The 12,605-nt window shown below is 65.6% G+C and carries 11 protein-coding genes and 1 pseudogene; 11 read left to right on the top strand and 1 reads right to left on the bottom strand.

Features of this window, described 5'->3' with window-relative positions:
* Positions 1–8: 8 nt before the first annotated feature.
* The 3 genes from ACQ86E_RS09355 to ACQ86E_RS09345 are packed head-to-tail and all read left to right on the top strand — an operon-like array spanning position 9 to position 3,641.
* Entirely contained in the window at positions 9–665 is a 657-nt protein-coding gene (locus ACQ86E_RS09355; RefSeq protein ID WP_431205144.1) for an aspartate/glutamate racemase family protein, read from the top strand.
* Positions 666–687: 22 nt separating this feature from the next.
* Positions 688–2,271: an ABC transporter substrate-binding protein gene (locus tag ACQ86E_RS09350; RefSeq protein WP_431205143.1), complete on the top strand. Its 1,584-nt coding sequence runs from the start codon at positions 688–690 to the stop codon at positions 2,269–2,271.
* Positions 2,268–3,641, top strand: coding sequence for an amidohydrolase family protein (locus tag ACQ86E_RS09345; RefSeq protein ID WP_431205142.1), 1,374 nt, complete (start codon positions 2,268–2,270; stop codon positions 3,639–3,641). Before ACQ86E_RS09350 ends, ACQ86E_RS09345 begins: the two co-directional genes overlap by 4 nt.
* Here the strand turns inward: ACQ86E_RS09345 and ACQ86E_RS09340 are convergent.
* Positions 3,631–4,544 (bottom strand): annotated as a pseudogene (locus ACQ86E_RS09340) (LysR substrate-binding domain-containing protein). The gene ACQ86E_RS09345 and the pseudogene ACQ86E_RS09340 sit on opposite strands and share 11 nt — an antisense overlap.
* A gap of 273 nt (positions 4,545–4,817) precedes the next feature.
* Here ACQ86E_RS09340 and ACQ86E_RS09335 point away from each other — a divergent pair.
* Genes ACQ86E_RS09335 through ACQ86E_RS09300 form a run of 8 tightly spaced genes read left to right on the top strand, consistent with a single transcriptional unit; the run spans position 4,818 to position 12,590 of the window.
* A complete protein-coding gene (locus ACQ86E_RS09335; RefSeq protein ID WP_431205141.1) occupies positions 4,818–5,852 on the top strand; it encodes an ABC transporter substrate-binding protein in 1,035 nt (344 codons plus the stop codon).
* Positions 5,853–5,880: 28 nt separating this feature from the next.
* Complete coding sequence (locus ACQ86E_RS09330) at positions 5,881–6,921, top strand: ABC transporter ATP-binding protein (RefSeq protein WP_431205140.1); 1,041 nt, start codon at positions 5,881–5,883, stop codon at positions 6,919–6,921.
* The gene (locus ACQ86E_RS09325; RefSeq protein ID WP_431205139.1) at positions 6,918–7,793 is read left to right on the top strand and encodes an ABC transporter permease; all 876 of its coding nucleotides are present in this window, start codon (positions 6,918–6,920) and stop codon (positions 7,791–7,793) included. Before ACQ86E_RS09330 ends, ACQ86E_RS09325 begins: the two co-directional genes overlap by 4 nt.
* On the top strand, positions 7,790–8,596 hold the full coding sequence (locus ACQ86E_RS09320; RefSeq protein WP_431205138.1) for an ABC transporter permease: 807 nt from the start codon (positions 7,790–7,792) through the stop codon (positions 8,594–8,596). Before ACQ86E_RS09325 ends, ACQ86E_RS09320 begins: the two co-directional genes overlap by 4 nt.
* A gap of 8 nt (positions 8,597–8,604) precedes the next feature.
* Positions 8,605–9,741 (top strand): NAD(P)/FAD-dependent oxidoreductase, encoded by a 1,137-nt coding sequence (locus ACQ86E_RS09315; RefSeq protein WP_431205137.1) that lies wholly within the window; start codon positions 8,605–8,607, stop codon positions 9,739–9,741.
* A 19-nt stretch (positions 9,742–9,760) separates the two neighbouring features.
* On the top strand, positions 9,761–10,057 hold the full coding sequence (locus ACQ86E_RS09310) for a (2Fe-2S)-binding protein (protein ID WP_431205136.1): 297 nt from the start codon (positions 9,761–9,763) through the stop codon (positions 10,055–10,057).
* On the top strand, positions 10,054–11,472 hold the full coding sequence (locus tag ACQ86E_RS09305; protein ID WP_431205135.1) for an NAD(P)/FAD-dependent oxidoreductase: 1,419 nt from the start codon (positions 10,054–10,056) through the stop codon (positions 11,470–11,472). The genes ACQ86E_RS09310 and ACQ86E_RS09305 overlap by 4 nt, the downstream gene beginning before the upstream one ends.
* On the top strand, positions 11,469–12,590 hold the full coding sequence (locus tag ACQ86E_RS09300; protein ID WP_431205134.1) for an NAD(P)/FAD-dependent oxidoreductase: 1,122 nt from the start codon (positions 11,469–11,471) through the stop codon (positions 12,588–12,590). Before ACQ86E_RS09305 ends, ACQ86E_RS09300 begins: the two co-directional genes overlap by 4 nt.
* Positions 12,591–12,605 lie beyond the last annotated feature (15 nt).

Genomic DNA, 12,605 nt, shown 5'->3' with positions numbered 1-12,605 from the left:
GCAGAGCCATGACCCGTCGCCGCATCCTCGTCATCAACCCCAACTCGTCGGCGTCGGTGACGGCGGCGATCGACGAGGCAGTCGCACCGCTGCGCATCGCCGGCGGGCCTGACATCGAGGTGGTCGGACTTGCCGAGGGGCCGCCAAGCATCAGCTCGCAGCGCGATGCCGACAGCGTGGTGATGCCGCTGGTCAATCGCGTCACGCACGACGATGCGGATGCCTTCGTGCTCGCCTGCTTCAGCGATCCCGGCCTGCATGCGGTGCGCGAGGCGGCCGGCGGCCGCCCCGTGCTGGGCATCGCCGAATGCGGCATTTTTCGTGCGCTGATGCTCGGCGAGCGCTTCGGCATCATTGCGCTGTCGCCCTCGAGCATCCGCCGCCAGCAGCGCATGGCGCGGGTGATGGGCGTCGATAGCCGTTATGCCGGAAGCTGGTCGGTCGGCGCGAGCGCGGCGGAGACAGCGGGAGCAGACATTCGCGGTCGGTTGATCGAAGCCGGCCGCGCGCTGGTCACCCAATGCCGCGCCGATGTCGTGGTGATGGGATGCGCCGGCATGGCCTCGCATCGCGCGGCGATTGCGGATGCGATCGGCGTGCCCGTGATCGAGCCGGCGCAGCAGGCGGTGGCGGCCGCGATTGGCGCGGTCTTATTGAACACCTAAGATCCTTCAGGAGCCTCTTGTCATGTCTATCTCTCGCCGTTCGCTCCTCAAGGCCGCTGCTGCAGCGCCTGCACTGTCGCTGCCGGGCATCGTGCGTGCCGAATCCCAATCCACGCTGCGCTTCATTCCCGTCATCGATCTCGCCTTCGTCGATCCCATCTATTCGACCGCTCAGGTGTCGCGAAACCACGGCTTCATGGTCTACGACACGCTCTACGGCATGAGCTCCTCGCTCCAGGTTTCGCCGCAAATGCTGTCGGGCCACGCCATCTCCGGCGATCTGCTGCAATGGGATCTCAACCTGCGCGATGGCCTGTTCTGGCACGATGGCGAACGTGTGCTCGCGCGCGACTGCGTCGCCAGCATCCGCCGCTGGGCGGCGCGCGACGGTTTTGGCGGCGAGCTGATGGAGGCGACCGCGGAGCTCTCGGCTGCGGACGACCGTACCATCCGTTTCCGTCTCAAGCGCCTGTTCCCGTTGCTGCCGCAGGCGCTCGGCAAGGCCGCGATCAATCCCTGTTTCATGATGCCGGAGCGGCTGGCGAGCCAGGATCCATTCAAGCCGCTGACCGAAGTGATCGGCAGCGGCCCGTTCCGTTATCTCGCTGACGAACGCGTGCAGGGCGCCCGCAACGCCTATGCAAAATTCGAGCGCTATCAGCCGCGGTCCGACGGCAAGCCGGATTGGACCGCGGGGCCGAAGATCGTGCACTACGACCGCGTGGTCTGGACCACCACGCCTGACGCCGGCACCGGCGTCGCTGCGCTTCAGACCGGCGAGCAGGACTGGCAGGAAACGACGCCGCACGACCTGTTGCCGATCATCAAGGCGGCCGGGGACATCGAGACGCGCATCCTCGATCCCCGCGGCTACGCCTGCATGCTGCGCCTCAATCATCTGCAGCCGCCATTCGACAATCCCGCCATCCGCCGCGCGCTGCTCGGTGCGATCGACCAGTCGGCCTTCATGACGGCGGTTGCCGGCACCGATCCGGCCTACCAGGTCTCGCCGATCGGTTATTTTGCTCCTGATACCCCGATGGCGAGCGATGTCGGCCTCGACGTGTTCCGCGGTCCGCGCAACTACGACAAGGTGAAAGCCGATCTGAAGGCCGCCGGCTACAATGGCGAGAAGATTGTGCTGCTCGTTCCCACCAATTCGCTGGCACAGAAGCCGCTCGGCGAGATCGCGGTCGACAGCCTGCGCAAGGCCGGTATGAACGTCGAATATGCCGGGCTAGATTTCGCCGTCGTGTTGCAGCGCCAGCTCAAGAAGGATTCGGTTGGGCAGGGCGGCTGGAGCGCCGCGGTCGGCAACTGGCAAGGGATCGACTGGCTCAATCCCGCCGGCAACACCAACATCCGCGGTGAGGGCAAGGTCGCCGGCTGGTATGCGAGCCAGAAGATGGGGCCGTTGCGCAGCCAGTGGCTGGCGGCCTCCGAGCTCGCCGAACAGCAGCGTATCTGCCGCGAGATCCAGGCCGTCGCCTTCGAGGAAATCCCCTATATTCCGATCGGCCTGTACAAGCAGCCGACCGCCTATCGCAAAGCCATCACCGGCATTCTCGACGGCACCGCCGTCTTCTGGAACGTACGCCCCGCATGAGCACGACAGCAATTTTCGGCAGCTATGTGCTGTCACGGAAGGACGGCGCGCAGGATGTGTTGCGCGACCATTGGGTCCTGGTCGAAGGCAAGAAGATCGCCGCCATCACGCGCGATAGACCCAGCGCGGATCAGGTCTATGATCGACCCGGCCGCTTCGTACTGCCGGGTCTGCTGAACCTGCACAATCACTGCTTTAGCGAGGCGGTGGCGCGCAGCCACAGCGAGGACGGCAATGGCCGCAAGAACAACCAGAGCATCGTCTACACGGTGCTGCTGCCGCTGACCAAGCGCGGCGCCGATATCCTGTCGGCCGAAGAGCGCATGGCGGTGGCGCGGCTCGGCATCCTCCAGCTTCTCAAGGGCGGCGCCACCACCGTGATGGAGCCGTTCCGCAATTCGATCCCTGAGATGTTCGACGCTGCCGAGGAGATGGGCATCCGCTTCTATGGCGCGCCCTATCTGTTCTCGACGTCCGACGCCAAGGCCGGCCCCGATGGTGTCGTTCAGTATTCCGGCGATGACGGTACCGCTGACATGGCGACGTGGGACGCGCTCTATCAGCGCTGGAACAATCGCGGCGACGGCCGCATCGGCCTTGCGATGAGCCCGCACGCGACCGACACCTGCGGCCCCGACCTGCTCAAGGCCTGCGCCGCACGGGCGCGCGAACTCGGCGTTCCCATCACCACGCACATGGCGCAGAGCCGCGCCGAGGTCGAGACCATCGGCAACCGCTATGGCGGTCGCACGCCGGCGCAATATCTGGATTGGCTCGGCCTGCTCGCCCCCGATCTGATGGCGGCGCATTGCATGTTCAGCAGCGACGACGATCTCAAGCTGATGGCCGGGCGCGGCATGACTGTGCTGAATTGCCCGCGCGTGTTCGCGCGCGCCGGCGTCACTGCCGCCTTCAGCCGCTTCGCCGAGCACGGCGTCCGCACCGTGGTCGGCACCGACGGCTACAACATGGACCTGCTCGGCGAGCTCAATGCCGCCTCGTTGATCTCCAAGATCACATCGCAGCGCGCCGATGTCGCCAACTCGCCCGAGCTGATCGAGGCGAACACGGCGGTTGCCGCCGACGTCATCAAGCGGCCGGACCTCGGCCGGATCGAGTCGGGCGCGACGGCTGACCTGACCGTCGTCGATCTCACTCATCCACATCTGCAGCCGCTGTTCGATCCGCGCCGCGCGCTGATCGCGCTCGCCAACCGCGCCAATATCGATCAGGTCATGGTCGATGGCCGCATGCTGATCGATGAAGGACGGTACCTCGGCGCCGACGAAGCGGCGATCACCGCGGCGGGAACGGCTGCGATCGGAAAAATCTGGGACCTTCCGGAGGCGCAGGCCGCGTTCAGCGGCTGAGAGCGGGCTCGTCGAATTCCACGAGCGCCTTGCGCATGGTCTCGACCAGATCCAGCGCCACCGGGGAGGGGCTGCGCTGCGCCGGAAAGACCGCGGAGAATTCGAAGTCGATCCGCGGCAGGAAGCGGCGCACGACGACGCCGCGGGTGGAAAATTCCTGCGCGGTGAAGGGATCGCAGATCGCGACGCCCAGCCCCGATGACACCATGCCGCACATGATCTCCGACAGTGCGGTCTCGACCCGCAGCACGCGGCGGACGTCGTGACGATGGAAGATCTGGTCGACGAGGTGCCGGCTCGAGGATCCCGCGGACAGCGAAATGAAGGTCTCGCCCTCGAAGTCGCGCGGCTCCAGAACGTCCTTTTCCGTGAGACGATGGCCTGTGGGCAGCACTGCGACGCGCGCGGGCGCCGGCAGCTTCTGGCTCGGCAGGCCGGAATGCGCAATCGGCACCTCGGCAAATCCGACGTCGCACTGATTGTTCAGCACCCAGTCGACCACGATGGGCGAGATCACGCCGAAGAAGGCGAGATTCAGGTTGGGCCGCTCTTTCAAAAATGCCCGGTGAGCCGCGGCAGATAGCCGTTCGACAGCGCCGGAAGGGCGGCAATTCGCAGCGAGCCGGTGCGGCGGCCGCGGATTTCTTCGGCTGCCGCGGTGATGCGTTCGAGGCCGACGAAGGAGCGCTCCACTTCAGTATAGAGCGCCATTGCTGCCGCGGTCGGCACGAGGCCGGTGCCGCGCCGCTCGAACAGCTCCATCTTCAACAGCGCCTGGAGGTCGCGCAGCAGCCGGCTGACCGCCGGCTGCGTCACGGTCATCAGCGCGGCCGCCTCGGTGACGCTGCCGGTCAGCATTGTCGCCCGGAAGGCTTCAACCTGCCGCGAATTGATCCGGGCCATCGAGATTTCCATTCATAACATTCTGGCATGCAGAGGGTGTCATTATTCATTGGACGATGGAAGTATAGGTTTGCGATCTTTTTCATCAGGACTGGAGACAGCCCGCTTTTTCGGCAGATCGGAGGGGTTCAAACCTCCAGATCGCGCCAAAACCTGCCGAACAGGGGCCGGAGCCCTGTCCGAGAAGGATTTTGCGCGGAAGGGAATGCGGAAGGCGCCTCAGTTCGAGATTTGTCGGCACGTCACCTCATTCCGGTATGGAGATCGGACCACATGAAGACTCTTCGCCTTCTGACAGCGGTCAGCATCGCGGCCCTCGCCGCCGGCATTTCGGCCGCCTCGGCCCAGCAGAAAACGCTTTATGTCGCCGGCTACGGCGGCTCGTTCGAGAAGACCATACGGGACGAGGTGATCCCGACTTTCGAGAAGGAAAATGGCGTCAAGGTCGAATACGTCGCCGGCAACTCCACCGACACGCTGGCAAAGCTCCAGGCGCAGAAGGGCAACCAGCAGATCGACGTCGCCATCGTCGACGACGGCCCGATGTATCAGGCGATCCAGCTTGGCTTCTGCGGCAAGCTCGACGGCCTGCCGGCCGATCTCTACGACACTGCCCGCTTCAAGGACGATCGCGCCGTCGCGATCGGCATCGTCGCCACCGGACTGATGTACAACACCAAGGTCTTCAAGGAGAAAGGCTGGGCGCCGCCGACCTCGTGGAACGACCTGAAAGACACGAAATACGCCAAGCAGCTCGTGATCCCGCCGATCAACAACACCTACGGTCTCGAAGCGCTGGTAATGCTGTCGAAGATGAACGGCGGCGGCGAGACCAATGTCGATTCCGGCTTCAAGATCTTCAAGGAGCAGATCAATCCGAACGTGCTCGCCTACGAGCCGTCGCCGGGGAAGATGACCGAGCTGTTCCAGTCCGGCCAGGCCGTGATCGCGGTGTGGGGCACCGGCCGCGTGCAGAGCTTCGCCAACACCGGCTTCCCCGTCGACTTCGTCTATCCGAAGGAGGGCGCGGCGACGCTGTTGACGACGGCCTGTCCCGTCACCAAGCCCAACGCGTCGCCATTGGCGTCCAGCTTCGTCAAGATGCTGCTCGAGCCCAAGATCCAGCTCGTGATGCTGAAGGAATACGGCTACGGCCCGGTGCTGAAATCGCTGGTGGTGCCGCCGGAGTTCGGCAAGATGGCGCCGATCGGCGAGCGCGCGGCCAAGCTCTATAATCCGGATTGGACCGTCATCAACGAGAAGCGCGAGGAGTGGACCAAGCGCTGGAACCGCGAGGTCGAGCGTTGATCTGATCTTTCGTAGCGGAGACAGCGTGATGGCCTATCTCGAGCTCGATCGGGTCGCCAAGCAATTCGGCGCGCAGACCGTGGTCGACGACTTCAGCCTGTCGGTCGGGAAGGGGGAGTTCATCTCCTTTCTCGGCCCGTCCGGCTGCGGCAAGACCACGACCCTGCAGATGATCGCGGGCTTCCTCGACCCTACGCGCGGCGCGATCCGCCTGGAGGGCAAGGACCTGACCGCGATCCATCCGGCCAAGCGCGGGCTCGGCATCGTGTTCCAGAGCTACGCGCTGTTTCCGCACATGACCGCGGCGGAAAACGTCGCCTTTGGTCTGGAGATGCGCAAGGTGACGCGCAGCGAACGGACCGAACGCGTCCGCGCGGCGCTCGCGATGGTCGGGCTTGCGGGCTATGAAGACCGCCATCCGCGCCGGATGTCCGGCGGCCAGCAGCAGCGCGTGGCGCTGGCGCGGGCGCTGGTGATCAAGCCAAGCGTGCTGCTGCTCGACGAGCCGCTGTCCAATCTCGATGCCAAGCTGCGCGAGGAGATGCAGATCGAGCTGCGCCAGATCCAGCGCACCATCGGCACCACCACGATTCTCGTCACCCACGACCAGAACGAGGCGATGTCGCTGTCCGATCGGATCGTGGTGATGAGCCAGGGCAAGATCGAGCAGATCGGCACGCCGCAGGAGACTTACGAGCGGCCGGCTTCGGCCTTCGTCTCGCAGTTCCTGGGAAAGACCAATGATTTTCCCGGGATGATCGACCGTGTCGTCTCGCCCACCCAGTTGGTGGCAGGGTCCTGGCGCGCGCCGGCGCCGGCCGGGCTCGGCGGGCCCGTGACCGTCAGTGTCCGTCCCGAGAGAATCGGCTTTGGTGATACGGGACTCAGCGCCAAAATCATCACGCGCATTTTTCAGGGCAATCACTGGCTGTTCCAGTGCGACAGCGAATGCGGGCCGGCCATCGTGATCCGTCAGAACGATGGCAAGCCGCAGCCAGCCGAAGGCGATGCCGTACGTCTCAATTGGCGTCCAGAGGACATGAGCGTGCGCGGCGGAGTCTCCGCATGAGCATGGCCGCCGACGAGCGCAACGCCCGGGCGCCATGGGCACTGGCGGCGCCCGCCCTGATGCTGTTCGTCGGCGTGCTGTTGATTCCGCTGGCGATGACCGTGATGCTGTCGTTCCACGACTGGGGCCAATACAAGGGCATCGAGCCGGTCTTCATCCTCAAAAACTGGAAGGAGATCGCGACCGATCCTTATTACGCCGAGATGTTCTGGCGGACCTTTCGGATCGCGATCCTGACCACGCTGCTCACCGCATTGCTCGGCGCGCCCGAGGCCTACATTCTCAACCGTATGGACGGCCGCTGGAAGAGTATCTTCCTGCTGGTCATTCTCGGGCCGCTGCTGATCTCCGTGGTGGCGCGCACGCTCGGCTGGGCGTTGCTGTTCGGCGGCAACAACGGGCTCGTCAACAAGCTGCTGATGTCGGCAGGCGTGATCAGCTCGCCCATTCCCTTCATGTTCACCGAGACCGGCATGGTCGTTGCGCTCGCGCATGTCATGATGCCGTTCATGGTGCTGTCGGTGTGGGCGGCGCTGCAGCGACTCGATCCGCAGATCGAGAATGCCGCGATGTCGCTCGGCGCCGGCCCGATCACCACGATTCGCCGCATCATCATGCCGCAGATCATGCCGGGCGTGCTGTCGGGCGCGATCATCGTGTTCTCGCTCTCGGCCAGTGCGTTTGCGACGCCCGCGATCATCGGCGGCCGCCGGCTCAAGGTCGCTGCGACGCTTGCCTATGACGAATTCCTCAATACGCTGAACTGGCCACTCGGTGCCGCGGTCGCGACGCTCTTGCTGGTCGCGCTGGTCTTGATCGTCGTCGGCAGCAACGCGCTGATCGAGCGCCGCTATGCCGAGGTGTTCCGATGAGGAGGAACGGTCCGCTGGCGCTGATCTTCCACACCATCTTCGTCATCGTGATGGTGGCGCCGATCCTGGTGGTCTGCCTCGTCGCCTTCACGCCAGAGGGCTTTCTGTCGCTGCCGACCAACGGCTTCTCGCTGCGCTGGTTCAGGGCGATCGGCAACTATCCCGAATTCATCCACGCGTTCTGGGTCAGCCTCGGGCTTGGCGCGTTGTCGTCCCTCGTGGCGCTGCTGTTCGCGGTGCCCGCCGCGCTGGCGATCGCGCGCTATCGCTTCCGCGGGCGTGACGCGCTGGCGGCGCTATTCCTGTCGCCGCTGATGATCCCGCATGTTGTGCTCGGCATTGCTTTTCTGCGCTTCTTCACCTCGGCGGGCCTCGGTGGCAGTTTTGCCGCGCTGATCATCGCGCATGTGATCATCGTGTTTCCGTTCGCGCTGCGGCTGACGCTGGCGGCCGCAACGGGCATGGATCGCACGGTCGAGATGGCGGCTGTCTCGCTCGGCGCCGGCGGCTGGACGCTGTTCCGCCGCGTGACGCTGCCTCTGATCCTGCCCGGAGTCATCAGCGGCTGGGCACTCGCCTTCATCCAGTCCTTCGACGATCTCACCATGACCGTCTTCCTCGCGGCACCCGGCACCGAAACGTTGCCGGTGCGCATGTTCCTTTATATCCAGGACAACATCGATCCGCTGGTGACGTCGGTCTCGGCCTGCGTGATCGCTGTTACCATGACCGCCCTCATTCTGCTCGACCGCTTCTACGGGCTCGACCGTGTGCTCGCCGGCAAGGGCGATACGGGACGATAGGAGAATCTATGCGAACGGATTACGACGTCGCCGTCGTCGGCGGCGGACTGCTCGGCTCCGCCATTGCCTGGGGCCTCGGACGGCTCGGCAAGCGCGTCGCTGTGCTCGACGAAGGGGACATTACCAAGCGTGCCTCGCGTGCGAATTTCGCGCTGGTCTGGGTCCAGAGCAAAGGGCTCGGCATGCCCGCCTACACGGTCTGGACCGTGCAGGCATCACAGGCGTGGGGCCGGCTCGCCTCGGAGCTGAAGCAGCAGACCGGGCTCGACGTCGCCCTCCAGCAGAATGGCGGCTTTCATCTGACGCTCGGCGACGACGAATTCGGCCAGCGCACCGAGCTGGTCAAGCGCATGCACAACCAGACCGGCGCGGCCGACTACAAGATGGAGATGCTGTCCGCCTCCGAGGTGAAGAAGTCGCTGCCGCTGATCGGGCCGGAGGTCTCCGGCGGCAGCTATTGCCCGCTCGACGGCCACGTCAATTCGCTGCGGACGTTCCGTGCCTTCCACACCGGCTTCAAGGCGTTCGGCATCGACTATTTTCCGGAGCGCCCGGTCTCGGCGATCAGCAAGAGCGACGGCGAATTCCGCCTGACCACGCCGAAGGGCGAGCTCCGTGCCGCCAAGCTCGTGCTGGCTGCCGGCAATGCCAACCAGACGCTGGCGCCGATGGTCGGTCTCTACGCGCCGATGGGCCCGACCCGCGGCCAGATCGTGGTGACCGAGCGCACCATGCCGTTCCTGCCGCATCCGCTGACGACGATCCGCCAGACCGACGAAGGCACGGTGATGATCGGCGACAGCAAGGAAGACGAGTTGGATGACCGCGCGCTGAAGCATTCGATCAGCGCCGTGATGACCGATCGCGCCCAGCGCATGTTCCCGCATCTGTCGCGGCTCAATGTGGTCAGGAGCTGGGCCGGCATCCGCGTCATGCCGCAGGACGGCTTTCCGATCTACGACCAGTCGGCGACGCATCCCGGCGCCTTCGTCGCCTGTTGCCATTCCGGCGTCACGCTCGCCTCCAACCACGCCTTCGAGATCGCGCGCATGGTTGCTGCCGGCGCGCTCGAGCCGGAACTGGTCGGTGCGTTCTCCGCCAGCCGCTTTGGCGGCGCGGGCGCGGCGAACAACAGCGGCTACTAGAGATATTGAAGGAACCAGGATGTTCAAACGATCCGAACAGGACAAGCGGCCACAGGTGCAGATCTTCGTCGACGGCGTCGCCGTCGCGGCGCGTCAGGGCGACACCGTCTCCGCCGCACTGCTGGCCTCGAGCTGTGACGCGCGCCGGTCGACTGCCGTCAGCGGTGCGCCGCGGCTACCCTATTGCATGATGGGCGTGTGCTTCGACTGTCTCGTCACCATCGACGGCGTCGGCAACCGGCAGGGCTGTCTCGTCCCCGTCGCCGAGGGCATGCAGATCGAAATCCAGAAGGGCAAGCGGGAGATCGGGCGATGACCATGGCTCCCAAGCGCGAAGACTACGACGTGGTGGTGATCGGGGCTGGGCCCGCGGGCCTTGCTGCGGCGGCGACATCCGCCGAGGCCGGCCTTTCGACGCTGCTGCTCGACGAGAACATCGGCCCTGGCGGCCAGGTGTTTCGCGCCATCGCCTCGACGCCTGTGACCGACCGCAACCAGCTCGGCGCCGACTATTGGGTCGGTGCCGAGCTCGTGCAGTCGCTGCGCGCAGGCAGCGCCGAAGTCATTCACCGTGCGACGGTCTGGAGCCTCGACCGCAATCTCGACGTCGCGGTGTCCGTCGGCGGCGCCTCGGCTTTCGTCAAGGCCAAGCGCGTGATCCTCGCGACCGGCGCGCTGGAGCGGCCGTTCCCGATTCCCGGCTGGACGCTGCCGGGCGTCATGACCGCGGGTGCCGCGCAGACGATGCTGAAGTCGTCGGCTCTGGTGCCCGATGGCCGCACGGTGATCGCAGGGCAGGGGCCGCTGCTCTGGCTGCTCGCCGCGCAGATTCTGCGGCTTGGTGGCCGGATCGACCGCATCCTCGACACCACCGAGCGCGGCAATTATTTCGCCGCGCTGCCGCACGCGTTTGCGTTTCTGACCTCGCCCTATTTCGCCAAGGGCCTGTCGATGATGCGCGAGGTGAAGGCGAAGGTGCAGGTCATCTCTAATGTCACCGAGCTCGCTGCGGCTGGCGATGGCCAGCTTGCGAGCGTGAGCTACGTCGCGGGCGGCAAGCGCGAGACGATTTCGGCCGATCTCCTGCTGCTGCATCAGGGCGTCGTGCCCAACGTCAATCTCGCGATGTCGGCCGGCGTCGAGCATCGCTGGGATGATTTGCAACTGTGCTGGTCGCCGGTGCTCGATGCGAGCGGAAGTTCTTCGGTTGCCGGCATTGCGATCGCGGGCGACGGGGCAGGCATCGGCGGAGCCAACGCGGCGGTGGTGCGCGGCCGTATCGCGGCGCGCGCTGCTGTGGAGGCTTTGGCGCCTGCGGCAGCGGCGAAGCTTGCATCGATGGCCACGCTCCGCAGCGATCTCGCAAAAGCTGAGCGCGGCCGCGTCTTTCTCGATACGCTGTTCCGCCCGGCGCCGCAGTTTCGCATTCCCTCGGGCGACACCATCGTCTGCCGCTGCGAGGAGGTGACCGCCAAGGATGTTCTCGATTCCGTCGCGATCGGCGCGACCGGGCCGAACCAGCTCAAGGCCTATCGCCGCACCGGCATGGGTCCGTGCCAGGGCCGGCTCTGCGGTCTCACCGTCACCGAGCTGATGGCGCAGGCGCGGGGCAAGACCCCGCAGGAGATCGGCTATTACCGGCTGCGCGCGCCGGTGAAGCCGATCACGCTGGCCGAGCTCGCCGCCGTTCCCAAGAGCGAAGCCGACGTCAAGGCCGTGGTGCGCGGATGACGACAAACGTGGATGCGATCGTCGTCGGCGGCGGCATCCACGGATGCTCCACGGCGCTGCATCTCTGCCTCGCCGGCCTGAAGCCGGTGCTGATCGAGAAGGACTATGCAGGGCGCCATGCCTCCGGCGTCAATGCCGGCGGCGTGCGCCAGCTTGCACGGCACATCCCCGAAATCCCGCTCTCGATCCGCTCGATGGGCATCTGGGAGAAGATCAATGATCTCCTCGACGACGATTGCAGCTTCGAGAGCCACGGCCAGGTGCTGGTCGCCGAGAACGAGGAAGAACTCGCGGTCTGCCGCGCGCGCGTCGCCGAGCTGAATGCGCTCGGCTTCACCCACGAAGAACTGATCGACGCGGCCGAGTTGCGGCGCCTCGTGCCGGCGGTGGCCGAGACCTGCCCCGGCGGGGTGGTCTCGCGGCGCGATGGCGCGGCCAATCCGGCGCAGGCGACGACGGCGTTCCGGCGAAAGGCCGAGCAGCTCGGCGCGACCGTGCGCGAGGGCGTGGCTGCCAGCAACATCCGTTACAATGATGGCCTCTGGTCTGTCGATGTCGGCGCCGAGAGCTTCGCCGCGCCGGTGCTGGTCAATGCCGCAGGGGCCTGGGCCGGCAAGATCGCGGCCGCTCTCGGCGAGCCGGTCCCGGTCGAGACTGTGGCGCCGATGCTGATGATCACCTCGCGCGTTCCGCACTTCATCGACCCCGTCGTGATCCTGCGCGGCCGGAAGCTCTCCTTCAAGCAGTTCAAGAATGGCACGGTGCTGATCGGCGGCGGCCATCTGGCCACGCCCTATCAGGACCGCAACGAGACGGTGCTGGATTGGAAGAGTCTGGCGACCAGCGCACGCACGGTCTTCGAGCTGTTCCCGGTGATGCGCGACGCGACGATCATGCGCGCCTGGGCCGGCATCGAAGCCAAGATGAAGGACGACATCCCCGTGTTCGGGCCGAGTTCACGCCACAAGGGCCTCTATCACCAGTTCGGCTTCTCACTGCACGGTTTTCAGCTTGGCCCCGGCGCCGGCGCCGTCATGGCGGAACTGATCGTCAACGGCGGCACCCAGACCCGCATTAGCGATCTCGGAATCGACCGCTTTCATCCCACGACGCTCTAACCATACGAGGACATC

The sequence above is a fragment of the Bradyrhizobium betae genome (assembly GCF_050632175.1).
Lineage (GTDB): Bacteria > Pseudomonadota > Alphaproteobacteria > Rhizobiales > Xanthobacteraceae > Bradyrhizobium > Bradyrhizobium betae_B.
Note: the sequence above shows the minus strand (reverse complement) of the source record. Positions and strands in the feature narration are given on the sequence as shown.

Excerpts from the sequence above, each read along its gene's own strand:
- ACQ86E_RS09355 (WP_431205144.1), top strand. The coding sequence starts at position 9 with ATGACCCGTCGCCGCATCCTCGTCATCAACCCCAACTCGTCGGCGTCG.
- ACQ86E_RS09350 (WP_431205143.1), top strand. The coding sequence starts at position 688 with ATGTCTATCTCTCGCCGTTCGCTCCTCAAGGCCGCTGCTGCAGCGCCT.
- ACQ86E_RS09345 (WP_431205142.1), top strand. The coding sequence starts at position 2,268 with ATGAGCACGACAGCAATTTTCGGCAGCTATGTGCTGTCACGGAAGGAC.
- ACQ86E_RS09335 (WP_431205141.1), top strand. The coding sequence starts at position 4,818 with ATGAAGACTCTTCGCCTTCTGACAGCGGTCAGCATCGCGGCCCTCGCC.
- ACQ86E_RS09330 (WP_431205140.1), top strand. The coding sequence starts at position 5,881 with ATGGCCTATCTCGAGCTCGATCGGGTCGCCAAGCAATTCGGCGCGCAG.
- ACQ86E_RS09325 (WP_431205139.1), top strand. The coding sequence starts at position 6,918 with ATGAGCATGGCCGCCGACGAGCGCAACGCCCGGGCGCCATGGGCACTG.
- ACQ86E_RS09320 (WP_431205138.1), top strand. The coding sequence starts at position 7,790 with ATGAGGAGGAACGGTCCGCTGGCGCTGATCTTCCACACCATCTTCGTC.
- ACQ86E_RS09315 (WP_431205137.1), top strand. The coding sequence starts at position 8,605 with ATGCGAACGGATTACGACGTCGCCGTCGTCGGCGGCGGACTGCTCGGC.
- ACQ86E_RS09310 (WP_431205136.1), top strand. The coding sequence starts at position 9,761 with ATGTTCAAACGATCCGAACAGGACAAGCGGCCACAGGTGCAGATCTTC.
- ACQ86E_RS09305 (WP_431205135.1), top strand. The coding sequence starts at position 10,054 with ATGACCATGGCTCCCAAGCGCGAAGACTACGACGTGGTGGTGATCGGG.
- ACQ86E_RS09300 (WP_431205134.1), top strand. The coding sequence starts at position 11,469 with ATGACGACAAACGTGGATGCGATCGTCGTCGGCGGCGGCATCCACGGA.